Annotated in this window: 23 protein-coding genes; 14 read left to right on the top strand and 9 right to left on the bottom strand. The window is 68.8% G+C overall.

Translation table 11 applies throughout. The features are described from left to right. Positions 1 to 15: 15 nt before the first annotated feature. The 3 genes from B116_RS0119355 to B116_RS0119365 are packed head-to-tail and all read right to left on the bottom strand — an operon-like array spanning position 16 to position 1,523. The gene (locus tag B116_RS0119355; RefSeq protein ID WP_027661022.1) at positions 16 to 681 is read right to left on the bottom strand and encodes a dihydrofolate reductase family protein; all 666 of its coding nucleotides are present in this window, start codon (positions 679 to 681) and stop codon (positions 16 to 18) included. Then, on the bottom strand, positions 681 to 1,178 hold the full coding sequence (locus B116_RS0119360) for an SRPBCC family protein (RefSeq protein WP_027661023.1): 498 nt from the start codon (positions 1,176 to 1,178) through the stop codon (positions 681 to 683). Before B116_RS0119360 ends, B116_RS0119355 begins: the two co-directional genes overlap by 1 nt. Positions 1,179 to 1,181: 3 nt before the next feature. Then, positions 1,182 to 1,523, bottom strand: coding sequence for an ArsR/SmtB family transcription factor (locus tag B116_RS0119365; protein ID WP_018719972.1), 342 nt, complete (start codon positions 1,521 to 1,523; stop codon positions 1,182 to 1,184). 187 nt (positions 1,524 to 1,710) lie between these two features. Between B116_RS0119365 and B116_RS0119370 the strand changes: the two genes are divergently transcribed. From B116_RS0119370 to B116_RS0119380, 3 genes are all read left to right on the top strand, one after another. Then, a complete protein-coding gene (locus B116_RS0119370) occupies positions 1,711 to 2,142 on the top strand; it encodes a type II toxin-antitoxin system Rv0910 family toxin (RefSeq protein WP_027661024.1) in 432 nt (143 codons plus the stop codon). A gap of 144 nt (positions 2,143 to 2,286) precedes the next feature. Further along, positions 2,287 to 3,306, top strand: coding sequence for an acyl-CoA dehydrogenase family protein (locus tag B116_RS0119375; RefSeq protein WP_027661025.1), 1,020 nt, complete (start codon positions 2,287 to 2,289; stop codon positions 3,304 to 3,306). Further along, positions 3,287 to 4,429 carry an acyl-CoA dehydrogenase family protein gene (locus B116_RS0119380; protein ID WP_027661026.1) on the top strand — a complete coding sequence of 381 codons (1,143 nt, stop codon included), beginning with the start codon at positions 3,287 to 3,289 and terminating at the stop codon, positions 4,427 to 4,429. Before B116_RS0119375 ends, B116_RS0119380 begins: the two co-directional genes overlap by 20 nt. Positions 4,430 to 4,432: 3 nt before the next feature. On the opposite strand, the gene B116_RS0119385 is transcribed toward B116_RS0119380, so the two are convergent. Next, a complete protein-coding gene (locus tag B116_RS0119385) occupies positions 4,433 to 5,263 on the bottom strand; it encodes a MaoC/PaaZ C-terminal domain-containing protein (RefSeq protein ID WP_018719976.1) in 831 nt (276 codons plus the stop codon). After that, positions 5,263 to 6,936, bottom strand: coding sequence for a 3-oxosteroid 1-dehydrogenase (gene kstD, locus B116_RS0119390; protein ID WP_027661027.1), 1,674 nt, complete (start codon positions 6,934 to 6,936; stop codon positions 5,263 to 5,265). Before kstD ends, B116_RS0119385 begins: the two co-directional genes overlap by 1 nt. A gap of 109 nt (positions 6,937 to 7,045) precedes the next feature. On the opposite strand from kstD, the gene B116_RS0119395 reads away from it, so the two are divergent. Next, positions 7,046 to 8,638, top strand: a complete 1,593-nt coding sequence (locus tag B116_RS0119395; protein WP_027661028.1) for an FAD-binding protein — start codon at positions 7,046 to 7,048, stop codon at positions 8,636 to 8,638. A gap of 83 nt (positions 8,639 to 8,721) precedes the next feature. Here the strand turns inward: B116_RS0119395 and B116_RS0119400 are convergent, their stop codons facing one another. Genes B116_RS0119400 through B116_RS0119410 form a run of 3 tightly spaced genes read right to left on the bottom strand, consistent with a single transcriptional unit; the run spans position 8,722 to position 11,101 of the window. Beyond that, a complete protein-coding gene (locus B116_RS0119400; protein ID WP_033667740.1) occupies positions 8,722 to 9,708 on the bottom strand; it encodes a ferredoxin--NADP reductase in 987 nt (328 codons plus the stop codon). After that, positions 9,708 to 9,971, bottom strand: a complete 264-nt coding sequence (locus B116_RS0119405) for a hypothetical protein (protein ID WP_027661030.1) — start codon at positions 9,969 to 9,971, stop codon at positions 9,708 to 9,710. The genes B116_RS0119400 and B116_RS0119405 overlap by 1 nt, the downstream gene beginning before the upstream one ends. Beyond that, entirely contained in the window at positions 9,968 to 11,101 is a 1,134-nt protein-coding gene (locus B116_RS0119410) for a Rieske 2Fe-2S domain-containing protein (RefSeq protein WP_027661031.1), read from the bottom strand. The genes B116_RS0119405 and B116_RS0119410 overlap by 4 nt, the downstream gene beginning before the upstream one ends. A gap of 123 nt (positions 11,102 to 11,224) precedes the next feature. Here B116_RS0119410 and hsaA point away from each other — a divergent pair, with 123 nt between their 5' ends. Genes hsaA through hsaB form a run of 4 tightly spaced genes read left to right on the top strand, consistent with a single transcriptional unit; the run spans position 11,225 to position 14,706 of the window. Further along, complete coding sequence (gene hsaA / locus B116_RS0119415; RefSeq protein ID WP_027661032.1) at positions 11,225 to 12,397, top strand: 3-hydroxy-9,10-secoandrosta-1,3,5(10)-triene-9,17-dione monooxygenase oxygenase subunit; 1,173 nt, start codon at positions 11,225 to 11,227, stop codon at positions 12,395 to 12,397. Between the two features lie 7 nt (positions 12,398 to 12,404). Further along, positions 12,405 to 13,256: a 4,5:9,10-diseco-3-hydroxy-5,9,17-trioxoandrosta-1(10),2-diene-4-oate hydrolase gene (gene hsaD, locus B116_RS0119420; RefSeq protein WP_018719983.1), complete on the top strand. Its 852-nt coding sequence runs from the start codon at positions 12,405 to 12,407 to the stop codon at positions 13,254 to 13,256. Next, positions 13,253 to 14,152, top strand: a complete 900-nt coding sequence (gene hsaC, locus B116_RS0119425; RefSeq protein ID WP_027661033.1) for an iron-dependent extradiol dioxygenase HsaC — start codon at positions 13,253 to 13,255, stop codon at positions 14,150 to 14,152. Before hsaD ends, hsaC begins: the two co-directional genes overlap by 4 nt. After that, positions 14,149 to 14,706, top strand: a complete 558-nt coding sequence (gene hsaB, locus B116_RS0119430) for a 3-hydroxy-9,10-secoandrosta-1,3,5(10)-triene-9,17-dione monooxygenase reductase subunit (RefSeq protein ID WP_027661034.1) — start codon at positions 14,149 to 14,151, stop codon at positions 14,704 to 14,706. Before hsaC ends, hsaB begins: the two co-directional genes overlap by 4 nt. Here hsaB and B116_RS0119435 read toward each other — a convergent pair. Further along, a complete protein-coding gene (locus tag B116_RS0119435; RefSeq protein ID WP_027661035.1) occupies positions 14,703 to 16,229 on the bottom strand; it encodes a FadD3 family acyl-CoA ligase in 1,527 nt (508 codons plus the stop codon). The two genes, hsaB and B116_RS0119435, sit on opposite strands and share 4 nt — an antisense overlap. Before the next feature lie 171 nt (positions 16,230 to 16,400). On the opposite strand from B116_RS0119435, the gene B116_RS0119440 reads away from it, so the two are divergent. From B116_RS0119440 to B116_RS0119465, 6 genes are all read left to right on the top strand, one after another. Then, a complete protein-coding gene (locus tag B116_RS0119440) occupies positions 16,401 to 17,429 on the top strand; it encodes a DUF3068 domain-containing protein (RefSeq protein WP_027661036.1) in 1,029 nt (342 codons plus the stop codon). Positions 17,430 to 17,725: 296 nt separating this feature from the next. Further along, the gene (locus tag B116_RS0119445; RefSeq protein ID WP_033667742.1) at positions 17,726 to 18,751 is read left to right on the top strand and encodes a hypothetical protein; all 1,026 of its coding nucleotides are present in this window, start codon (positions 17,726 to 17,728) and stop codon (positions 18,749 to 18,751) included. A 125-nt stretch (positions 18,752 to 18,876) separates the two neighbouring features. Next, positions 18,877 to 19,548, top strand: a complete 672-nt coding sequence (locus tag B116_RS0119450) for a nucleotidyltransferase domain-containing protein (protein ID WP_027661038.1) — start codon at positions 18,877 to 18,879, stop codon at positions 19,546 to 19,548. After that, the gene (locus B116_RS0119455) at positions 19,548 to 20,318 is read left to right on the top strand and encodes a nucleotidyltransferase domain-containing protein (protein WP_027661039.1); all 771 of its coding nucleotides are present in this window, start codon (positions 19,548 to 19,550) and stop codon (positions 20,316 to 20,318) included. Before B116_RS0119450 ends, B116_RS0119455 begins: the two co-directional genes overlap by 1 nt. A gap of 209 nt (positions 20,319 to 20,527) precedes the next feature. Next, positions 20,528 to 20,911, top strand: a complete 384-nt coding sequence (locus B116_RS0119460) for a hypothetical protein (protein ID WP_027661040.1) — start codon at positions 20,528 to 20,530, stop codon at positions 20,909 to 20,911. Further along, a complete protein-coding gene (locus tag B116_RS0119465; RefSeq protein ID WP_027661041.1) occupies positions 20,911 to 24,522 on the top strand; it encodes an AAA domain-containing protein in 3,612 nt (1,203 codons plus the stop codon). Before B116_RS0119460 ends, B116_RS0119465 begins: the two co-directional genes overlap by 1 nt. Positions 24,523 to 24,582: the final 60 nt, after the last annotated feature.

Below are 24,582 nucleotides of genomic sequence, written 5' to 3' on the forward strand. Positions count from 1 at the left end.
GGAGGACTTGCGCGGCTATCGTGGGTGCACGGTGTAGGTCAGGTGGGTCACCCGTGCCGACGATTCCGAACGGACTGGCTTCAGCGCGATCCGGGAGGCGTCGATGCCCTCGAAGAGGCGAGTGCCGGCGCCGAAGAGCACCGGTGCGAGCGAGATCGACAATTCGTCGACCAGGCCCGCGTTGAGGTATGCCAGGACCGTCTCGCTGCCGCCGGAGATGCGGATATCCCGCTCGCCGGCGGCCTCGCGGGCCAGATCCAGCGCGTGGTGAATGCCATCGTTGACGAAGTAGAACGTGGTCCCGCCGGGCCGTTTCCAGGGAGAGCGCTGCTGGTGGGTGAGGACGTATACGGGGCCGTGGAACGGCGCCTCCTCCGGCCATGCCTGCTCACCGAGTTCGAACATGCGTTTGCCCATGATGTTCGCGCCGGTCCGTTCAAACGTCTCTCGGACCACGTCATTGTCGCCCCCCTCCTCACCGCCTTCCCCCAGGTGGAGCCGTTCCCGGAAGAACCGTTGCGGGAAGAGCCACCCCTGAAGCTCCATCCACTGGGCCATCCAGTAGTCCAGCCGCGGGTCCCGCTCTCGCTCTTCGGGCGTGGCGTGGAGACCCGCCATCGACTCGGGGGCGCTGAAGCCGTCGAGCGACATGGAGATGCTGATGAACACCTTGCCCGGCATCAGCGGGCCCCCTTCTGGATCACCTCGGTGACGTAGGCGCCCAGCTTGCCCAGCGTCTGCTCGCCACCCTCGATCGCGTGGTACTCCAGCACAACCCGGTCTCGTTGTTGTCGGGTGGGGAAGATGCTGCGCATGACAATCCGGGTCGCCGTGCCATGTGGCGTGAAGTCCAGGATCGACTCGAAGGTCTCCGGGTCGTCGCGGTACGCACCATGCAGCAGCGTGATCCGCTTCGGTGGGACGATCTCAGTCCATGTGATCCACTGGGGGTAGTCGGCCCCGTCCGGCCCGTGCATCACGTAGTCCCAGACTCCGCTTTCGCGGAACTCGAAGGAGTGCGTGGTGGTGGTGAAGCCCTCCGGGCCCCACCACCGGGACAGGTGCTCAACCTCGGTGAACGCCTCGAACACCAGCTCCTGCCGAGCGTCGATGAGCCGGGAGACCACAATCTCCCGGTCGGTCGTTGCCGGCTGCGTGTTTTGCCATGTCCCAGTCATTGGCTACTCCTCCTGTCGTGCCTGCTTGAGGTCCTGGACGTAGCTGTTCAGTCGGTCGAAACTCTCGTTCCAGAACTGTTCGAATCCGCCGACCCACTCGTGGATCGGCCGCAGCCCGTCCGCGTCCAGGCTGTAGCGGCGCTGCCTGCCCACCCCACGGACCCGCACCAAGCCCACCTCCCGGAGCACCCGCAGATGCTTGGAGGCCTGTGGCTGGCTCATCCCCAGTTCCTGGGCCAGATCGGTCACTGGCCATTCACCGGCCCGCAGCAGCCCGAGGATGTCTCGACGCTGCGGCTCCGCGATCGCGTTGAACGCGTCCGATGTTGTCGCTGCTCGCGCCATGACGGCCATCGTATTCCCATAACGGAATGCGTCAAGCTGGCGGGAGGGGTGTGTCCTGGTCGGGTGGCTGCCGGTGGCGACGGTGGTCGGTTAGCTGCCGGCGGCAGCGGTGGTCGGTGGCTGCCGGTGGTGGAATCAATGTCGCTGTTATAACCTGTTCTAGATTCATCTCGAAGAGGAGGTCACGATGGCTACAGTGACGGTCGAGGCCGACGCGAAGGCGGATCCGACGCAGGTCTGGAAGCTCGTGGTGGCCCTGCCGAGGGTTGGCGAGTGGAACACGATGCATGAGGGCTTCACCGGCGAGGTGCCGGAAACCCTCGGCGAGGGGACTACATATCAGCAGCGGGTAAAGCTGATGGGAATGCCGGCCGAGATGGCCTGGCGGGTGACGAAGGCGGAGGCGCCGGGGCGCCTCGAACAGGCGGGCGACGGCCCCATGGGTGTCAAGGCGAAGATGGTGATCGCGGTCGAGTCGAGCGATGGGGGCTCGCACATCACGTACGGGATGGAGTTTGCCGGCCCTGCGCTGAAAGGCGCGATGGACGGCATGCTGCAGAAGCAGGCCACTGCGGCATGTCAGCAGGCGTTGGTGAAGCTCGTCGCGCTGCTGGACTGAGGTCATTTCCGGGCTGGCCATACCGTTGTTCGCGGGTCCTGCGGCGCTGGATCGCGGTATGGCTGGTCGTCGTGTTCGGCGCCCGCCCTGGTGATCAATAAAGGGTAGCTGTCGACCTGAAATGAAACGTGTTCTAATGGAGAAATGGCGCCGAACTTTGAGCTCGACGATGCCCAGCAGTCGATCGTTCGTCTCGCCGACGAGGTGCTGAGCGACAGCGAGGGAACGCCGGAGCGCTTGTGGAAGGCCCTCGGTCAGTCCGGCCTGCTCGGCCTCGCCGTGCCGGAGAGGTGGGGCGGCGCTGGATTGGGCGCGATGGCGATCGGCGTGCTGCTCACCGAGATCGGGCGGCGCACCGCCCGGGTTCCCGCCTGGTCCACGCTGTCGCTCGGTGTCCTCCCGGTGGCCCGAGCAGGCAGTCCTGCGCAGCAACGCGAGCTGCTGTCGGGTGTGCTCGAGGGGCGGGTTCTGACGGCTGCCCTGGGGGTGCCGCTGCCGGTCACCGACGGCTGGCGGATCACCGGAGCCTGCGGCCCGGTTCCAGACGCTGACGCGGCCCACCGGGTTCTGGTCCCGGTGCGAGTGCGCGGGGGTGGGCCGACGGTCGCCCTGATCGACCCGGCCGCGCCGGGTGTGACGCTGCTGCGCACCCCGACCTCCGCCGGGACCGACGAGTTCATGTTGCGGCTCGAGGACGCCGCGGCGGAACCGCTGGGCGACGCCGAGGCCGACCTGCGCCGGTTCGCAGTCGCCGGAGCCTGTGCGCTGGGCGACGGCGCGCTGGCCGGTGCCTTACAGCTGACCGCCGACCACGTGCGCGACCGACAGCAGTTCGGTCGCCCGCTGGCCACCTTCCAGGCGGTCGCCCAGCAGATCGCCGATGTGTATGTCGCCGCTCGCACGATGCATCTGGCCGCCCTCGCCGCCAGCTGGAGCGCCGAGGTGGGCCAGGACGCCGACGGGTGGACCGGAGCGTACTGGCTAAGTAGCGCGGTTCTGCCGGCGCTGCGCACCTGCCACCACCTGCACGGGGGGTTGGGGCTGGTCGCCGACTACCCGCTACACCGACACACCGCCCTGGTCCGGGACCTGGTCCGGCACCTTGGCGGCACCGAGTACTGCCTGCAGCAGCTGGGAGCCCATGGTGTTCATCGATTTGACTGAGGAGCAGCACGCGCTGCGGGCGCGGCTGCGCACGTACCTCGCCGAGGTGTTGTCACCAGCGGAGCGCGCCATCCTGCTGCGCGAGCGGCACGGCGCGGTCTACCGCGAACTGATCCGTCGACTCGGCCGGGACGGCTGGCTGGGCCTGGGCTTCCCGACCCGGTTCGGCGGCGGTGGGCTCGGTCCCGTAGCGCAACAGATCTTCGTGAACGAAGCAGCCCGCGCCGACGTCCCGCTGCCCGCGGTCACCCTGCAGACCGTGGCGCCGACGCTGCTCGCCCACGGCTCGCCCGAACAGCAGGAGTTCTTCCTGCCCCGCATTCTGGCCGGGGAGCTCCACTTCGCGATCGGCTACACCGAACCCGAGGCCGGCACCGACCTCGCCGCGCTACGCACCCGGGCGGTGCGCGACGGGGACGCGTACGTGGTGAACGGTCAGAAGACCTTCACCACCGGGGCGCACGACGCGGACTACCTCTGGCTCGCCTGTCGCACCGACCCGGGGGCGTCCCGGCACCACGGCCTCTCCATCCTCATCGTGGATACCAAAGATCCCGGCTATTCCTGGACGCCGATAGTCACGTGCGACGGGGCGCACCACGTCAACGCGGTCTATCTGACTGATGTACGAGTGCCGGTAGTCCGGCGAGTGGGTGCCGAGAACGACGGCTGGCGACTACTGACCACGCAGCTCAATCATGAGCGGGTGATGCTGGGCCCGGCCGGGCGGCTCGGTGCCCTCGGCGAACGGGTGCACGACTGGGCGTACTCAAGGAGTCTGCGTGAAGCCCCGGATGTGCGACGCGTCCTCGCTCGTGTCGCCGCCTGCCAGCGCATCAACGAACTGCTCAACTGGTCGGCGACCGGGGACGAACCTAACGCGGCGGACGCATCGGTCACCAAGGTCTTCTCGTCGGAGTGGCTGCTGCGGCTCAGCCAGGAGCTCGAAGAGGTCGTGTGGCGCCGCGGCGACCCCTCCGACCCGGCGACCGCCGAGCTGCTGACCTGGCTTGACGTCCAGACCAAGCGGAACCTGGTGCTGACCTTCGGCGGTGGGGTCAACGAGATCCAGCGGGAACTGATCGCCTCCGTGGGGCTCGGGTTGCCCCGGGTGCCGAGGTAGTCCTCAGCGGAGGGCGATGCGCACGTCGGAGAGGGCCGGGGCGTTGTCCCGGTCGGCAACCGAGGCACGTAGCACCAGCTGACCGTCGTCCCGCCACATCTCGGTGCGCAGGGTTTCGCCAGGAAAGACGACCCCCGCGAAGCGAGCCTGGTAGCCGGCCACCCGTTCCGGATCGCCGTCGAGCAGGGCGTCGATCGCCGCCTTCGCCACGATTCCGTACGTGCAGAGCCCGTGCAGGATCGGGCGGGGGAACCCAGCGTGGGCGGCGAAGGCCGGGTCGACGTGCAGCGGGTTGCGATCCCCGCAGAGCCGGTACCAGAGGGCCTGCCGCGCATCGGTGGGGGAGAGCACCACCGCGTCCGGTGCCTGGTCGGGCACCGGCACCCGAGTGGTCGGCCCACGTTCCCCGCCGAATCCGCCCGCGCCCTTGACGAAGATGCTGATCCGACTGGTGAACAGCTCGGTGCTGGTCTCGGTGACGATGACCGCCGCGCTGCCCTTGTCATACACGGCGGCGATCCGCGAGCGGGCCGCACAGCGGCCCTTCGCCGGAATCGGCTGGTGCAGCTCGAGCTCCTGTCGACCGTGGACAACCCGGGCCAGGTCCACGTCGATGCCGGGCATCGTCACCGTGGGTGGTTCGGTATCCCGCAGGGTGGTGGCCACCGTGGCGAAGGTGGGCAGGACCCCACGCAGCGCGCCTTCGTAGACGTAGGACAGCTCGTCTGGACCAGCCCCGACGGCCAGGTGGTACAGCAGCACGTCGGTGCTGTCCCAGCTCAGGTCCCGGCCGGGAAGTTCGGCGCCGACGGCGACAGCGGGGTCGATGGGCATCAGTCCTCCTGGAGGGGGGTGGGGATGGCGGCCGTGGTGGCCAGGTCGAGTGCCGCCAGGTAGCCGAAGGCGAGGGCTGGGCCGAGGGTCGCACCGGCGCCGGCGTAGCTGCGCCCCATCACCGAGGCGCTGACGTTGCCCGCCGCGTACAGCGCGGGTATGACCGTGCCGTCCGGGCGCAGCACCCGGGCTCGTTCGTCGGTCCGTAGGCCGCCCTTGGTGCCCAGGTCACCGGGGACCATGCGGAACGCGTAGAACGGGGGCCGGGCCACGGCACCCAGGCATGGGTTGGGCCGATGCCGCGGGTCGCCGTAGTAGCGGTCGTAGGCCGAGTCCCCGCGGTGGAAGTCGTCGTCCCGGCCGCGCTGCGCGAACTCGTTGAACCGGCGCACGGTGCTATCCAACGCGGTGGCGGGCACACCGATCTGCGCGGCCAGGTCGTCCAGGGTGTCGGCGCGGTGCGCTGCCCCCGAGGTGAACCAGCGCCGCGGTAGCGGGGAGCGTGGGGCCCGGCCGCCGAACAGGTAGCGGTCCCGGTAGGTCTGGTCGGCCACCAGCCACGCCGGCTGGCGCACATCCGGGCTGAGCATGGCGTGCACCGCGTCCACGTAGGGGGCCGCTTCGTTGACGAAGCGTCGGCCGTTGGCATCAACCATGAGACAGCCGGGCTGGTTGCGTTCGGCGAGGCAGAAGTAGGGTCCGCCGGGGAGCGGAATCGACGGCCCCCACCAGGCCTCATCCATCAGGTCGAGGGCGGCGCCGAGCCGTTTGCCCGCCTCGATGCCGTCACCCGTGTTGCCGGCCGCGCCAGCGGTCCACTCCGTGCCGATCCCGGCCTGGTACTCCTGGCGCATCAACTGGTTGTGCTCAAACCCACCGTTGGCTAGCAGCACACCTCGTCGGGCGTGGAAGAGTGCCGGGGTGCCGGCGTGCTGGGCGGTAACCCCGGTGACCCGGCCCCGTTCGATGAGCAGGTCGGTCATCGGCGTGTTGAGCCGGACTGGTACGCCGGCGCTGCGCAGGCCGGCGCGGAGCCCGGCGGCGAGTGCCTGGCCCATGGTGAGCATCGGCCGACGCCGGATCCGGGCGCTCAGGCCGCGGGCGGCGAGCCGGGCCACGGTGCGGATCGCCCGCGGATGTCGCAGGCCCAGCGACAACCACCGGTAGTCGACCTGGGTGACCGCCACCCCGTCCGGCGCTGCCCGGTACGGCGCGGCCAGGGTCGCCAGGTCAGCTTGGACCAACTCGGTGTCGAGCAGGAGCGGCTCGATGCTGCGCCCGCCCGGAAGCCCACCGGGTGCTTCGGGGTAGTAGTCCGGATAGCCGGGCACCCAGGCGAAGTCGAGTGGGGTGTGGTCGCGGACGAAGGCGAGAACCTCCGGTGCGGCGGCGAGGAACGCGTTCTGCCGGGCCGGGGTGGCGTCGGCTCCGGCGACGTACGCCAGGTAGGTGCGCGCGTCTTCGGCCCGGTCGGTGACCCCGGCCCGGGCCAGCACCTCGTTGCCGGGAAGCCAGAGCCCGCCGCCGGAGCGGGCGGTGGAACCGCCGTATGTTTCGGCCTTCTCCAGTACGACCGCGCTCAGCCCCTGGTGCGCCGCGGTGAGTGCCGCGACCATGCCGGCACCGCCGCTGCCGACGACGACAACATCGAATTCTCGCTCCGGTATCGACACGAGAACAGGTTATAGTTTTATCCGGCTCACCACCACCGATCGTCGAGGGTGTCCGCCTCGTGGTCGGCGCAGCCGACCACGTTGAGCCGCGGAACACTACGGAGGAGCGGTGACTGAGGAGTGGGACCAGGCAGCTGACGTCGTGGTGGTCGGCTTCGGCGCGGCCGGGGCCTGCGCCGCGGTCGAGGCCGCCGACGCGGGAGCGCGCGTCCTGGTGCTCGACCGGTTCTCCGGTGGCGGCACCACCGCGATGTCCGGTGGGGTGATCTATGCCGGCGGTGGCACCGCACAGCAGCGCGCGGCCGGGGTCACCGACACACCCCAGGCGATGCTGGACTACCTGCGCGAGGAGGTCGGCGATGCCGTCTCACCCGCGACCCTGCGCCGGTTCTGCGAGCAGAGCGCCGACGCGATTGACTGGTTGGCCGGGCTCGGCGTGCCCTTCGAGCCGAGTCTCTGTCCATACAAGACCTCCTACCCGACCAATCGGCATTACCTGTACTACTCGGGAAGCGAGCAGTCCTTCGCGCACCGGGCGCCACCGGCGCCACGCGGCCACCGGGTGCACGCCCGCGGCACCTCCGGCCGGTTGCTCGCGGCCCGGCTCGCCGCTGCCACCCGGGCCCGCGGTGTCCCGCTGCTCCCGCAGACCCGTGCCGAGCGGCTCGTCACCGGTCCCGACGGCCGGATCATCGGAGTCGAGTGCCGGACCCTGCGCGGTGCCGCACGATGGGTCCGGCTCACCCACCGTCTCCTACACCGTTGCTCGGTCCGGCCCGGTGTCTACCTACCGGCCCTGGGCCGCGCGCTGCACCGGCCCGTCGCTTGGCTGGAGCGGCGGTACGGCCGTCGGCTACGGGTCCGGGCGGACGGCGGTGTCGTGCTCTGCGCCGGCGGATTCGTATTCGACCGCGAGATGCTTCGTACCCACGCGCCGGAGTATCGCGGTGGGCTGCGGCTGGGCACGCCCGGTGACGACGGCTCCGGGATCCGGCTCGGCGTCGCGGCCGGCGCGGACACCGCCCACCTCGACCGGATGAGCATCTGGCGCTTCCTCGCCCCACCCGCGGCAATGCTCGGCGGCCTGCTCGTCGACCGGGACGGCCGACGGATCTGCGACGAGTCCCGCTATGGCGCGGCCGTCGGCGAGGCGGTCCTGCGCGCTCCGGGCGCGCGGGCCTGGCTGCTGCTCGACGCGGCGTTGCGGTCCGAGTGCCGCCGGCAGCTGCGGGCCCAAACTCTGTGGTTCCAGCGCTGGCAGGCCCGGTGGTTGCTGACGTTCGGCCAGGTCACCGGGGCGACACCAGCGGCGGTCGCGCGCCGCGCCGGAGTGAATCCCGAGCGGCTGGCCGACACGCTCGCGGCGTATCAAGCGGCTGGCCCCGACCCGGCTGGCAAACCCACCGACCAGGTTCGGCCCTTGGCCGTTGCGCCGTACTCGCTGGTCGATGTCTCGGTGCGGACCCGGCTCCTCGCGCCCGCACCCATGCTCACCCTCGGTGGCCTTCGGGTGGACGAAGATACCGGGCAGGCCCTGGGCCCCGACGGCCTCGGGGTACCCGGCCTGTACGCCGCCGGCCGTACCGCGGTCGGTGTCTGCTCCCGCAGCTACGTCAGTGGGCTCTCGTTGGCCGACTGTGTCTTCTCGGGCCGTCGGGCGGGCCGGAACGCCGCGATCCGGGGCCAGGAACGTGGCGGTTGATTGCCGGGCGGCCCGCTAACCGCCCCTCGTGGCCCCGCCGCCGAGGAGGTGCTTGCCGTGCCGTGGAGGCGGTTGGCCGCCGGTCAGTAGTAGGTGACCGACACCTCGTCGCTCCGGGCGACGGCCTGGCAGGCGAGAATGTAGCTCTCGGCGAAGTCTTCCTCCTCCAGGATCTCGTTGTGCACGAGGTCGACCTGACCGTCCAGCAGCCGGCAGGCGCAGGCACCGCAGTGGCCCTGGCGGCAGGAGAACGGTGCGTTAAGCCCGGCTGCGATCAGCACGTCCAACAGGCGGGCGCCGGCCGGCCAGGGCAGTCGGTGGGTCTGGCCGTCGAGTTCAACTTCCAGGGTGGCGTCGCGGTCGTCAGCCGAGCGCTCTTCGACCTCGAAGCGTTCGACCCGGATGCGGTCGGTCGGCACGCCAGCGCGCTGTAGCGTGTCGTGGGCTACCACGACGAAGGGCACCGGACCGCAGACGTACGCCTCCTGTCCGGCGTAGGCGCTGATCAGGGCCGCCAACGTGGCCGGGTCCGGGGTGCCGCGTTCGCTGTCCAGCCAGTGGGTCACGCTGAGCCGGTCCGGGTGTTGTTCGCTGAGCGCAGCCAACTCGGCGGCGAAGATGACCGAGTTCTGGTCGCGGTTCGCGTACAGCAGGGCAACACGGCCACGACCGGCCGCGAGTACGGATTTGATGATGGACATCGCCGGGGTGATGCCGCTGCCGCCGGCGAGCAGTAGGAGGTCGTCGTCGAGCGAGTCGGGGGTGAACGAGCCGGCCGGCGGCAGGAGCTCCAGGCTGGCTCCAGCGCGAATGTCGTCGCAGATCCAGTTCGATGCCGGCCCGCCGGGTACGCGTTTGACGGTGATCTTCAGGTCGGTCTCGGTGTACGGAGAACTGGAGAGCGAGTAGCAGCGGGCCACGATTCCCTGGCTGTGCGGCACGCGGAGAGTGAGGTACTGGCCGGGGCGATAGGCGAACTCGGTGGCCAGCTCCGGTGGCACGCTCAGGACCAGCGAGTGCGCATCGGGCGTCTCTTCGATCACGTCGGCGACGCGCAGCCGGTGGTACATCAGGCCACCCCCAGGCTGCCGGTACGCACCGCGTGCTGAATGCTTGCGCGCAGGTCGGGGCAGGTGGGCACCGGTGCGTGCGGCTGCTCGTCGCTGGTCAGCGCGGGGCATTGGCGGGTGGTCCGGGTGCTCCACTGCACGCTGGTCTGCTGCGGGCTCGACTTGCGTACCCGGACCTGGGCAGCGCAGCGGGCGCAGGACAGCTCCACATAGCCGCCGATCAGATACTCCTGCCGCTCGGTCAGCGGGTCGGTGCGGTTCATGACGCGGAACCGGCTTGTCGATCGAGGTTGGTCGCCACCTCGGCGGTCCAGGTCTCGACAGCTCTGCTGGTGTCGACCTCGAACTCGTAGCGGGCCACCATATCTTCGGTGACCTCTTCAACATCCACGTAGAACTGCTCATACCAGCGGCGGAGTTGGTAGACCGGACCGTCTTCGGCGCAGAGGAGCGGATTGTCGATCCGGCTCTTGTTTCTCCAGATCTCGACGTCCTGTTGGAAGCCGATTCCGATGCCGGCCGCGAACTTCGCTGCCGCCTTGTCAGCCTGGGCGGTGGTGAGGCCGGGTAGTCGCTTGACGATGATGCCCCACTGCAACATGAACGAGTTGGCCGAGATGGGGTAGTGGCAGTTGATCAGTACGGACTCCACCCCGATGCCGTGGTAGTCGGTATAGAGATAGTCGATCATGTAGGCGGGTCCGTAGTAGGCGGCTTCCGAGCGGAGCGTCGCATCCCCGGACTGCCGCGCGGTGACCGGCACGTCCGGTCGGGGTCGGGTCTCCAGGAACTGCGCGGCCACCTGGCCCTCGAACACGTTCTTGAAGAACGTCGGGAACGCGAAGTGGATGTAGAAGAAGTGCGCCATGTCCACGACGTTGTCGATGACCTCCCGGCAGTTGGCACCGTCGATCCGGATGGAGTCCCAGGTCCAGGCGGTCCATTCGGAGGAGAAGGCGCCTTCGATGCGAGGGATCGTGGCCTCCGGTGGTGGTGGGGCGCCCTGCGGGTCGTGCCAGATGAACAGCTGACGGTTCTCCTCGCAGGTGGTCCAGGAGCGGGTACGGGCGCGGGGCGGAACCCGATGTGCGTACGGCACTGCGGTGCAGCGACCGTCCCCGCGCCAGCGCCAGTCGTGGAACGGGCAGGCGATCTCGTCGCCCTTGATGGTGCCCATCGTCAGGTCGCCGCCCATGTGGCGGCAGTATCCGTCGAGCACGTGCAGGGTGCCCGTCGAGTCGGCGAAAACCACGAGCTTGGTGTCGAATGCCTCGACGGCGTGCGGTTTGCCGTCGCGGAACGAGTCGGCCAGTCCCAGGCAGTGCCAGCCGCGGGCAAACCTGGTGGGCAGAACCCCGCTGTCGATCGTGCGTACTGCCTCGACGTTGGTCATGTCGCTCCTCAGCTGTGATGGAACGTGTTGCAGGTCCTGCTGCTCGCATAGTAGCCGCCAAGTAGAACGTGTTCTATTATAGGGATCGTCACGTTCGTCAGCCAAGCCACCGGAGGGGATCTCATGGAGGGCGCCGAACTGGTCGCACGGGGGGTGCGGGAGCTGTTACCCGTCCTACGGGAGGGGGCCCAGGAGACAGAGGACCGCCGAACGCTCTCCGCCGAGCACTTCAAGTCACTGGCCTCCACCGGTTTCTTCCGGCTGCTACAACCGGCCTGGTGCGGCGGGCTCGAGGCCAACCCGACGGCCTTCTTCAGCTGCGTCCGCGACATCGCCAGCGCCTGCGGATCGACCGGCTGGGTCGCATCGGTGATCGGGGTGCACAACTGGCAGCTGGCCCTCTTCCCCGAACGGGCGCAACAGGACGTCTGGGGCGCTGACCCCAGCACCCTGATGTCCTCCTCCTACGCCCCCACCGGCAAGATCCAAGAAGTCGACGGGGGATACCGGGTCAGTGGGCGGTGGAGCTTCTCGTCCGGATGCGACCACGCCACCTGGGTCCTGCTCGGCGGCATCGTGCCCGGCCAGGACGACAGCCCCGCCGACTTCCGCACCTTCCTGCTCCCCGCGGCCGACTACACGATCGAGGACGTCTGGCACACGATCGGTCTGCGGGGCACCGGCAGCAACGACATCGTCGTCTCCGACGCGTTCGTCCCGGCGTATCGATCGCTCAGCTTCGGTGACACGGCCCGATGCGTCTGCCCTGGCCAGGAGCGCAACCCCGGGCCGCTCTACCGCATCCCGTACGGCTCGATCTTCCCGTACACGATCACCGCCCCGATTATCGGGATGGCGACCGGGATGTACGACGCACACGTGACCCACATGCGCGAACGCGTCCGCGCCGCCTACGCCGGGGTACGGGCCGCTGAGGACCCCTACTCACAGGTACGGGTCGCGCGGGCGGCCGCCGACGTGGACGCGGCCTGGCTCACCCTCACCGCCGACATGAGCGAGCTGATGGAGCTGGCCACGGCGGGGAAGAAGTTGCCGATGCGGCTACGCCTGCGGGCACGTCGGAACCAGGTTCGGGGCACCGAACTGGCGATCCAGGCCGCGGATCGGCTCTTCGAGAACTCCGGTGGCCGGGCGATCTATGCGAGCCACCCGATGCAGCGCTTCTGGCGCGACGCGCACGCCGGCCGGGTGCACGCTGTCAACGACCCCGAACGCGCCCTGTCCATGTACGGCAGCGGCGAGTTCGGGCTGTCCATCGCGGACGCGATGGTGTGAGGACGCCATGACGACCAACACAGTCTTCGAAGCCACCGCCGCCGGGCTGCACTACCACCGGGCCGGACCGGCGGGCGTACACCCGGTCGTGCTGCTGCACGGCGGCGGGCCGGGCGCCTCGGCCTGGAGCAACTTCGGGCGGACGGTCCCGGTCTTCGCCGAGCGATTCGACACCCTCGCCGTGGACCAGCCGGGATACGGCGGGTCCGAGAGTTGCCCGAGTGGCCGGCAGTACTTCACGCACTCGGCCGACCGGCTGGCGGCCCTGCTCGACGAGGTGGGCCTGGACCGGGTCGACTTCATCGGCAACTCGCTCGGCGGTGGCACCGCGGTCCGGTTCGCCCTGCGCTACCCGGAGCGGGCCGGCCGGCTGCTGCTGATGGGCCCCGGCGGGCTCAGCCTCAACGTCTTCGCCTCCGACCCGACCGAGGGGGTCAAACGGCTGACCGCGTTCGGCGCTCCACCCGGTCCCAGCCGGGAGAAGCTGGCGGAGTTCCTGCGCACGCTCGTCTACGACCAGTCCTTCGTCACCGACGAGCTGATCGATGAACGGATGCGCGCCGCGACCGACCCGGCCACCCTGCGCGGCATGCGTGCGATGGGGGCCTCGTTCGCCGACCCGGACCTCTACGAGGAGGGCCTGCTCTGGCGTGACGCCCACCGGCTGCGCAACGAGGTCCTTCTGGTCTGGGGTCGGGAGGACCGGGTCAACCCGCTCGACGGGGCGCTGGTAGCGCTCAAGCTGATCCGCCGCTGCCGGCTGCACGTCTTCGGCGGCTGCGGACACTGGGCACACCTGGAGAAATTCGACGAGTTCAACCGTCTCGCCTTCGATTTCCTGGAAGGAAACCGCCCGTGAGTCTCATTCGATCCCTCGGCTACCTCCGGGTCGAAGCCACCGACGTTCCCGCGTGGCGGGAGTTCGGCGTCAAGGTGCTCGGCATGACCGAGGGCCGTGGCCCCGACCCGGAGGCCGCCTACCTACGTATGGACGACCTGCCCGCTCGGATCCTGGTGGTACCCGGCGAGCGGGACCGGTTGGCCGCCAGCGGCTGGGAACTGGCTGATCCCGCCGCGCTCGACCAGCTGACCGGCGTCCTCGAGGGCGCGGGCACCGTGGTCAAGACGGCCGAGGTCGACGAAGTGGCCAACCGTCGGGTGGCGCAGATGATCAGCGTTGACGACCCCTCCGGCAACCGCCTGGAGTTCTACTGCGGCGCCGAGCTCGACAGCCGTCCGGCGCACAGCCCGTACGGCACCCGCTTCGTCACCGGCGCGCAGGGCATGGGGCATGTGGTGCTACCGACCTTCGACGACGCCGCCGGGCTGCGCTTCTGGTCCGAGGTGCTCGGCTTTCGGCTGCGCGACTCGATGCGACTGCATCCCGAGGCCATCGGCCTGCCGCCCAGCGACAAACCACTCTGGATGCGCTTCCTCGGCTGCAATCCGCGCCACCACAGCGTCGCCCTGGCCCCGTTGCCAGCCCCCACTGGCCTGATCCACCTGATGATTGAGACCGAGACGATCGATGACGTCGGCCGCGCCCTGGACCGTGGCCTCCGAAACAACACACCGATGGTCGCGACCCTGGGGCGGCACGCCAACGACGGCATGATCTCGTTCTACCTGCGCACACCGAGCGGTTTCGACATCGAGTACGGCACCGACGGTGACACCGTGGACGACCGCACCTGGATCGCTCGGCAGACAACCGCGCACAGTGTGTGGGGTCACCAGTTCCAGAGAATCGGGTGACCACCGCGGCCGTGGTCGACACCCAGCAGTTCCGGCGGGTGTTCGGCCACTTCTGCACCGGCGTGACGGTCATTACGACGTTCGACGATGAAGGCCCGGCGGGTTTCGCCTGCCAGGCCTTCGCCCCGCTGTCGCTGGACCCACCACTTCTGTTGTTCTGCCCCCAGGCGGGCTCCACCACCTGGCATCGGATCCGCGACGCCGGGGTGTTCGGTGTCAACGTGTTGGCGGAGGCGCACGGGCCGCTGTCCCGCGTCTTTGGCGCATCGGGGGCGGACAAGTTCGCCGACGTCGCCTGGACTCCCTCCCCGACCGGTATGCCGATCCTTGCCGGGGCGTTGACCTGGGCAGACTGTCAGGTCGAGGCGGTGCATCCGGGTGGCGACCACGCGATCGTGGTGGGCCGGGTGACCGCGCTCGGCGAGTGCCGCGACGACGGCCCGCTGCTGTTTTACAAGGGCCGCTACTGCGCCGTCGCGCCGATGCCACCTGGTGAGCCGCCCGAGGTGGTCGACATGCTGCTGGCGTGGCCCCGGCACACCGACTGGATCTAGTGAGCCTCGGCGGTCTCCGCGCGGAGTAGATACTTGAGGACCTTGCCCGAGGCGTTGTGTGGCAGCTCGGACCGGATTTCCACCGACCGCGGCACCTTGTAGTTGGCGAGTCGGCTCCGGCAGAACTCGATTACCTCCGCCGCGCTGAGCGAGTGACCCGGGCGGCAGATCAGGTAGACCTTGCCGACCTCGCCGAGCCGTGGATCGGGTACGCCGATCACCGCGGACTCGGCCACTCCTGGAAGCTGCGCGAGCGCCCGCTCGACCTCAGCCGGGTACACGTTGAAGCCGCCACAGACGTACATGTCCTTGAGTCGGTCGGTGATGGTCAGGTAGCAGCGTTCGTCGAGGTGTCCGATGTCGCCGGTGTGCAGCCACCCCTCGATGTCGATCGCCGCCGCGGTGGCGGCCGGGTCGTCAAGGTAGCCCAGCATCGTGTTCGGCCCCCGCAGCAGCACCTCGCCGCCCGGGTCAGCGATGCGGACCTCAAATCCGGCCGCGGCGCGCCCGCAGGTCTGCGCCACGGTCTGCGCGTTGTCGCCGGGCCGGCACATCGTGGCGACCACCGCCTCGGTCAGCCCGTACGCGGTGAGCACGTCCGCGCCGAGCTCCGTGCGGATCTGATCGACGAGGGCCGGTGGCACGGTGGCCGCTCCGGTCACGGCCAGGCGCAGACTCGACAGGTCGAATCGCTGAGCGTCGGGATGACCGATCAGGCTGGTGTAGAGGGTGGGCGGCCCGGGTAGGACGGTGATCCGCTGGTCGGCGATCAGGGCCATCGCCTGGGGCACGTCGAAGACCGCCTGCGGCACGATGGTGGTCCCGCTGACCACACAGGCGAGGATGCCGGCCTTCAGACCGAAGCTGTGAAAGAAAGGGTTGATCACGAGGTAGCGGTCGTCGGGGGCCAGTCGCGCGATGTCGGCCCAGGCGGCAGCCACGGCCATCGACTGCCGGTGCGCGCTCATCACGCCCTTGCTGCGCCCGGTGGTGCCCGAGGTGAACAGGATGTCGCTCAGGTCGTCGGGGCTGACCGCGGCGGCGCGGGCGTCAGCCTCCACCTCGGGAACCGACCCGCACTGGGAGACGAACTCGTCCCAACCGGAGGGCACCCGCACGACCAAGCGGGGGAGTTGCTTTCCTTCCGCCGCGGCGGCGGCTCGCAGCGTGGCGAGTCGGTCGGTGCCGAGGAACGGGTCCACCACGACGAGGCCGCTGGCGCCGCTCCGATGGATCACGTCGAGCGCCTCGATCCCGGTGAATCGGGTGTTGACCGGCACCAGGGTGAGGCCCGCGTAGCTCGCGCCGAGCGCGGCCAGCACCCACTGCGTCGAGTTCGGTGCCCAGAGTGCGAGCCGGTCGCTTGGGCGCAGCCCGGCGGCGATCAGTGCCTGTGCCACGCGCCGCACCTCGGCGAGGAGCTCTGCGTAGCTCAGCTGCGCGACGCCGGGCTCCACCAGGGCCGGCACCGAGCTGAACTCACGCGCCGCCCGGTGCAGGGCCGCTGGGATTGACAGCATCATCGGGACCTCCCGGCACGAGGGGGCCAAGCAAGTGCTTGGTCAGCCTACGCGGGGGTGAATATCGGCGCTAGTGGATGGGATGGCGCGGCGAAAGGCGTGTCGCCGGGGCTTTCCTTGCCGGGCTGGCGGCAGTAGATTAGAACAAGTTTCACCTCAAGGAAGGGTGTGCTGATGCGACAGAAAATCGGCGCGGCTCTCTTCAGTCTGGGGCTACTCTGTGTTGTCGCAGCCGTTGGGCTGGTATGGCTGATCGTGCCCGCGCTCAAGCAGGTGCCCTACGATGTGACACCGCCAGATATCGTGGTGGTCGCCCCATCAGCCACCTTCGTCAGTGCGCGGACGCTGCCCAGCGGCGACCCCGCGGTGACCGTCGAAACCGGCACTCTGCGTTCAGCGACCGGCATCAAACCAGACAACGAGGCCGCTGCGGAGCTCACCGGAAGCCTTGCTGGCGAAACTCTGATCTGGAACGTGTATCAAGCTACTGACTGGGTGGATCGTGATCTGCCGGTCAACCGGGCCGAGAGTCGTATCGCCCTCGACCGGGTGTCCGGTGCCGCCGCCGAGTGGGACGGCCAGTGTTACAGCGACACGGAGGCCGTGGAGTTGGGCACCACCGGCTGCGAGGCGGGGAGCATCACGTACGCCGGGCAGCTCTACCTGTTCCCCTTCGACACCAAGAAGCAGACCTACCAGTACTTCGATGGCATCTTGCGGCAGTCGCTGCCGATGCTGTACCAGGGCGAGGAAGAGGTCGCCGGCCTGGAGACGTACCGGTTCGAGCAGACCGTCCCCCAGCGGGAGCTCGACCTGGACGAGGAGACGCTGACCCAACTGCTCGGCTTCCTGGCACCGGAGGCGACGACCGCGACGATGACCTACCAGGCGTCTCGCACGCTCTGGGTGGAGCCGATGACCGGTGGCATTCTGGGCTACCGCGAGCAGCAACACCAGGAGCTAGTGCCAGACGTCGGGCCGCCGGTGGTCATCCTCGACGCGACCTTCCAATACGACGACGCCACCGCCGACGCGGTAATCGAACAGTCCAGAGATGGGCGGGCGCAGTTGCTGCTGCTCGGTCGCAACCTGCCGATCGGCCTACTGGTGGCAGGGTTCCTCGCTACCGCCGCCGGCTTCACGCTGGTGTTCGTGCGCCGGGCCACGGCAACCCGGCCGGCGGATACCCCACAGACATCTTGACCAGCTCCGTCCGGCGTTCGGTGCCCCCAGCCGCAACATCGCGGTGGGCTGGGGCTGAGGCGGTTCAGGGCGACGCCGGCCGAGCATGGCGTCGTTGGGTGGTGCGGTGGAAGCCGGGGGCCTGGGCGGCGACCCTCGTTCGTCTCGGTTACCCGGCAGCGGGGACGTGCTCCCGGTGCTATGGAGCGCGGAATCATGGACCATCAGCGGAAAGCCGCTCCGTGGGCCAACAACCCGATAGTAATCTCTGGGCTCAAGACGCCTCGCCTGGCACACACCGTTGCTAGCGTCGGGGTATGCCCGCCCCTGGGTCCCGTTGGTCGGCACTGCCGCGGGCCGTGTCGGCGCCATCTGACATCCTGACATTCGTCCTCTCCGGAGTGGTGACGGTATTGCTCACCCGAGCCTTTCTTCAGGCGACCGGTTTTCCTCAGTTCGGCACGGGCGGGCTACGCATCGCGCACGTACTCTGGGGCGGTTTGCTCCTGACCGTTGGCTTTGGTGTCGTGCTGGTGTTTCTCGGCAGCAGGGCCCGCTTTATCGGCGCAGCCCTGGGCGGGATTGGGTTCGGGCTCTTCATCGATGAGGTCGGCAAGTTCGTCACCGCCCAGGGCGACTACTTTTATGCACCGGCGGCCGGCATAATTTACGTGGCATTCGCCCTGCTCCTAGTCCTCACTCAGGCGCTCCGGGAGCGGAAACAATTCTGCCGCACAGAACGTATGGCGAATGCCCTCGACACGGTGATCGGTGGCCTTGACCGGGGATTGACCGAGCAGCGTAGACGCGCAGTGCTGCGGCTGGTCAGCGACTACGGTCCGGAGGTGACGGAGGCGGTGGCCCGGCTGTTGGAAACCGTACCCCGGCGGGAACCGCACCCTACCCCGCTCAGGCAATCATGGGCACTACGTGCCCGCCGAGCGACGGACTGGGTTGTCAGCCGTCGTTGGGTGGTCGTCTTGGTGGTGGTGTACCTGCTTGGCGAGCCGCTCGTCGTCTTATTGCGGGTCGGGGTGGATGCGGTCAATGGGGACTTGTCGAACCAGCAGGAATGGGGTGCGGTATTGGGGATTGCGTTCTCCGCGTTTATCTCCGCGGCGTTCAGTATTCGTGGGGCTCTGCTGCTGCACAGCGACCAGGCGAGCGCCTTCCGGCTGTTCAGAGTCGCAATCCTGGTGGACCTGCTGTTCGGTCAGGTCTTCAGTTTCACCGTCAACCAGTTTGGGGCACTCATCGGGCTCGCCGTCGGCCTGTTTCTGCTTGCGGTGGTGACTGCCGAGTACCGTCGACTTTGCCAGCAGACATCGGCGTCTGGCCCCTGAGCCGTAACCCCGAAGATCGCGCAGCTGACCTTGGATGCGGATGACCGATACTTCCTGCCGCCTGGTCTCGCCGGGAAGGAAAAGAGCAGGCATTGCCGGGTGGCGCTCCGGTAGCGTCGCTGGGCGTGATTGAGCTTGTCGAGCGGCGTACCGTCCTCGCCGTCGTGGTCGGATCACGGGCGTACGGACTGCACGGCCCGGATTCCGACTACGACCGGCGTGGTGTGTTTGCGGTGCCGACCCGCGCGTTCTGGCACCTGGACAAGCCGCCCACCCACGTTGACGGGCCGGCGGCGGAGCAGTTCTCCTGGGAGTTCGAGCGCTTCTGCCTGCTTGCTCTGCAAGCTAACCCGACGGTTCTGGAGGTGCTCTGGTCCCCGCTGGTCGAGACGACTACTCCCGATGGGGAACGGTTGCTGGCGGCGCGGCAGGCGTTCCTGTCGCGGCGGGTGGCCGAGACGTACGGCGGCTACGCCCGGGATCAGCTGAACCGGGTGGCGTCTCGCCGTGGTCGCACCGGCGAGACGAACCACAAGCAGGCCATGCACATGATCCGGCTGCTGGTGGCCGGTGCGCACGTACTGCGTACCGGGGACGTCCTCGTTGACGTGCGGCATCTGCGCGACGAGCTGCTCGCGGTGCGGCGCGGCGAGCTGCCCTGGGAGACGGTCACCGCCTGGGCGACGGACCTGCTCGCCGAGCTCGCCGACGCGGCCGCCGCCACCGCGCTACCGGAACTGCCCGACCGCGACGCCGTGGACCGGCTGCTCATCGCCGTACGGGAAAGGAACCTGTAGTGACCATCGATGTGCCGAGGTGGGCCGCTGTGGCCGCGCGCATGCTGCCTCGGCCGCTGCTGTTCGCCACCGTCAGCGGTGCGCACCTGTACGGGTTCGCGTCCGTCGACTCCGACCTCGATCTGCGCGGCGCGCACCTACTGCCGCCAGCAGAGGTGGTCGGGTTGCGTACCGGGCCGCAGACGTTGCAGTACACCGACGTACGCGACGGTGTCGAGCTGGACGTGGTCAGTCACGACCTGCTGAAGTTTGCCAAGCTGTTGAACAGCCGAAACGGGTACGTCCTGGAGCAGCTGCTGTCGCCGTTGGTGGTCGTCACCAGTCCGGTGCACGCCGAGCTTACGTCGCTGGCCCCGCAACTGATCACCCGTCACCATGCGTACCACTACCTCGGATTCGCGGCCACCCAGCACAATCTGTACGCCAAGACCGGGAGGCTCAAACCCGCGCTGTACACGCTGCGCGTTCTGCTCACCGGGATCCACTTGATGCGGACCGGCCGGCTCGAGACCGACCTCGGTGTGCTCGGGACTGGGTTGCCGTACGTGCCTGACCTCATCGCCGCGAAGCGGGAGGCCGAGCTGGGACCGTTGCCCGCCGGCGCCGCGCCGCGACTCGCCGCCGACGTGCCGCGGCTTCGGGCCGAGCTGGAGGCGGCCCGAGACATGTCGGTGCTGCCCGACTCCCCAGACCCGGCAGCGGTGGACGCCCTGCACGACCTGGTGGTGCGCACCCGCCTGGCGACCTCGTGCGCCGCTGCGAACCTTTGAGCATGGGTCCCGCCGAGCAGTGTTTGGTCGTCTGTACCCGCAGCGCGGCGACCGCCTGTCTGCTGAGCCTTCCAGATTGGAATAGCTTCCACTCCACATAAGAGGGCGGTGGGTGGTGCGTAGGCGGTATTTGATCGGCAAGCCGACAGTCGAGACCCCGACGCGATCCTTTTCCGTAGATTGATCGCACCGCTCGTGCAGGAGGTTGGATGTCTCGCGTCCGGATTCGGATCGATTTCACGCCGCGTACCGACGACGACGAGTTCGTCCTCGGTGAGCTGACCGGTGAGCTGGCAGAGAGTCTCCGCGAGATCGGCGGTGAGGTGGAGCGCGTTGTTCGTCCCGCTATCGACCCGGACGCCAAAGGCGCGGCAGAGCTGTTGCTCGGCGTGGTAACCGTACTGGCGGGCACCGACCCCGGCTACGTCCAGGCGCTGGTTGACGTGGTCTTGAGCTTCCTCCAGCGCAACACCGGCCGCCGGGTACACCTGCGGGTTGGGGACATCGAGTTGACTATCGACCGGCCCACCCACGCCCAGACCGATGAATTGGTCAGAACAGTGCGGGCCGCAATCGAACGGGCCCGTCTCTGATGGGACGGCACGCCCTGCTGCTCGGCACCGTCACCTGCCACATCGGCAGTGAGCTCGCCCCCCTTCCCTCGGTACGCCAGGATGTGGCGCAGCTCAAGACGCTGCTGGACGGTGCCGGGGAATTCGACACCGTACGCGCCGCACTGGACCTGCCAGCGGCGCACCTGCGTCAGGTCGTCGAGGAGTTCTACGGCGCGCGACGCACGGGTGACCTGGCTCTGCTCTACTACTCCGGCCACGGGGTACTGCACGGCGATGGTCAGTCGCTGTTCCTGGCCGCGACCGACACGGTCACCGGGCAGTTGCACACAACGGCGTTCGACACCGACGGCATGCTGCGTCATCTACTCAACGACACCAAGGCCAGTCAGAAGGTGGTCCTGCTTGACTGCTGCTTTTCTGGCGCATTCACGGCGCGGCACCGGTTCCGGGGCGGAGTGCGGGAAGAGCCGCGTCGCCTCAAGCGTCAGCGCGGCACCTTCATCCTGACGTCGAGCACGCACCTGAAGGCGTCGAAGGCGCAGGGGCCGGACCACCCGTCCGTCTTCACCGAGGTGCTGCTCAATGGTCTGCGGGGTGCGGCCGAGGGGCCCTCGGACGACGGTTGGATCACCACCAACGACCTCTCCCGGTACGCCCCGACGGAGATGGCCCGGCGCCGCCAGCACACGCCGGTTGAGTCGAGTGAGGGTGTCACCGAGCCGATCCGACTGGTGACGGCGCCGGGCTCCGCCGCTGCGGCACGGCAGGTCACAGCCGTTACTTCGAGCCCGACGGACGAGGCGCCGTTCGACGCGGATCAGTGGCGTCGCCTGGTGACCTATTACATCAACTGCATGCAGCGTTCAACCGTGTTGCAGTCGTTCATCGACCCGCAGGCGACCGGGACGTACGTCGCGGCACCGCCGGGGTCCGAGGCGGTCTTCGCCTCGGCTACGCCCGTGCAGCTGGCCGGTTCGGCAGCCAAACTCGCCGCTCGGGCCCGGGCCGAGGGCCGGGAGCTGCAATACGGCTATCCAGTCGTCGCCGTTCGGCCGGCCCGGCAGAAGCCACTCCGGCTCGCTCCGCTCCTGGTCTGCGATGTCACCGTTGGCGCCGACAACGTCCTGCACGCCTCCTTCCCGCCCCGTCCCAGCGCCGCACTCGTTGACCTGTTCCAGCTCTCTGAGGTGGAGGGCGACGAACTACGGCAACGTGTTGAGCAGGCATTCGCACCGGGCGATCGGACCTCTCTCGCTGCCACCGTTGACGTGCTCGTGAAGACGTTCGGGCTGAGACCGGTCACGGAGTTGGACCCGGCGGTGCTCGGCGGCACCATCAGGTCGGGACCGGTGAACGGGGTGCAGAACGTCGCGATCCTCTACACCGTCGATGCTGCCGAGTCGCCGCAGCGGCAGCTCGCCAATGACTTACAGGGCATGGTGAAGAATCCGCGACTCATCCAGGGGACGGCGCTGGGCGCGCTGGCTCTCCGCCCGGACGAGGCCGCGGCGACGCCAGTCGTGACGGTGGCGATGAGCGCCGCGAACGAGGCGCAGGAAGAGATCATCCAGGCGGCGATGTCGCAGCCGCTGACGGTGGCCCAGGGGCCGCCCGGCACCGGCAAGAGTCAACTCGTCACCGCCTTGCTGGCCACCGCCACCGCCGCCGGACAGAGCGTGCTGATCGGCTCTACCAGCAACCAGGCCGTCAACTCGGTGCTCGACCGGGTGACCGACCTGATCGGCCCGGGTCTGCTGATACGCACCGGCAACAAGGAACACCGGATGCAGGAGCCGAAGCACGTCGCCGACATTCTCGCGGCGTACCCACCGGCGGCGCGGCCCACCACGGCGGACGACGGTACGCTCCAGCATGAACTGCGGCTTCTGGGCGAAGAAGCTGCCAGGCTCCGTGCGACGCTCGACCAACAGCGGCTGCTCGAACGCGATCTCGCCGACCTGGCTGTTGAACGTGGGGCCGACCCCGGCGGCGGTGCGGTATCGCTGCCCGCCGACGACAGCGCCCTGGCACACCTCGTCCAGCTGACCGACCGCGCGCTCGCCAGTAGGTGGTTCGGCTGGTGGTACCGGTGGCGGCTGCGGTCATACCAGGTCGCGGACCGCCACGCGGTCGAGGCGCTCGCGGAGCGGGCGGTGCTCGAGCTGCGCTGGCGGGAAAGCCGGCGGCTCCTCACTGAGCTGCCCGACACCGAGGCTTCCTGGCAGCGACTGGCCGATCTGATCGGCACCGAGCGGCCGCACCTCAGCGTGAACCTGCTGCACGCCCAAATCGCCCGCAGGGTGGCTGCGGGAGCACGTTTGCTGCAGGACCGGGCCGACGAGATGGCCAAGCCGCAGTCGGACAGTTGGGCCTACTTCCCGGAACTGCTCCGGGTGCTGCCGGGCTGGGCCGTGACCGCCCTGTCCGCCCGGCGGTTGGAGCGGAGTCCCGCGTTGTACGACCTCGTGGTGATCGACGAGGCGGCGCAGTGCACAATTCCCGCGATTCTGCCCATGCTCTACCGGGCCAAGCGTGCACTGCTCATCGGTGATCCGCGTCAGCTCGCACCCGTCGTGGACTTGTCCGAGGCCGACGACGTCACGGAACGGGCCCGAGCGGACCTGAGCAGCGGTTGGCTCACCGCCCGGCGGCTGACCTACACCGCCCATTCCGCGTACGACGCGTTCGTCACCGCTGCGGGCGCGACGTACCTCCTGGACGAGCACTACCGGTGCCACCCAGACATCGTGCAGGTGCCAAACCGCGAGGTCTATCAGGGTCGGCTCACCGTGCTGACAGACCCTGCCCGACTGGCCGCTGCGGCCGATCCCGCAGTTCGTTGGCGCCACGTGCCCGGCCAGTTCAGCCGCGGCACAACCGGATCCGGGTTCAACCAGGTCGAGATCGACGCGGTCGTAGCCGAGGTGACGGAGCTACGGACGGCGTACCCCGATGTCTCGATCGGGGTGGTCACGCCGCTCGCTGCGCACCAGCGTCGCCTGGTCGCGGCCCTACACGACGCCGGTCTCACGGACAACGTGCTCTGCGCAACGATTCACAAGTTTCAGGGCAGCGAACAGGACATCATGGTCGTCTCACCGGTCGGGGCGCATGGCATTCCGGACCGCACTCGGGGCTGGCTGGTACACCAGACCAACTTGTGGAACGTCGCCATCACCAGGGCACGATCTCAGCTTGTCGTGGTCGGTGACCGGTCGTGGTGGTCGGGGCAACGCGGCCTGCTGACCGCCCTGGCGGTGGTCCCTGACCCTGCCGCCGATGCTCCATCAGGGACCGCGGCCTTGCCGGTGGACCGACTGCACCTGGCACTTCGGAGCATCGGTCTTACCGTGCGACGCGACGTCCCCGTGGCTGGGCGGGTTGTTGACCTCGTGGTGGGGCGGGGAGATGCCGAGCTGGCCGTCGTCGTTGACGACCCGGCGGGCGACCCCGCCGGCCGGGGACTACGTCGGGTACTCGCTCAGATCGATGTCATCGGTGGTGCCGTGCCGGTTCGTCGGGTGCCGGCATGGCGGTGCCTGGCCGAGCCGGAGCAGGTGGCGGCAGAGTTAGTCGACACTCTGACGCGGTCCGGGCAGGAACAGAACGATGACGAAATCGGGGGATAGCGCCGCGGCTTGCGCTGGCGCGGTTAGTAGGAAGCAAGCCCCGTGAGTCTGGGCGCCATG

Source organism: Salinispora fenicalii, assembly GCF_000514815.1.
Taxonomy (GTDB): Bacteria; Actinomycetota; Actinomycetes; order Mycobacteriales; family Micromonosporaceae; genus Micromonospora; species Micromonospora fenicalii.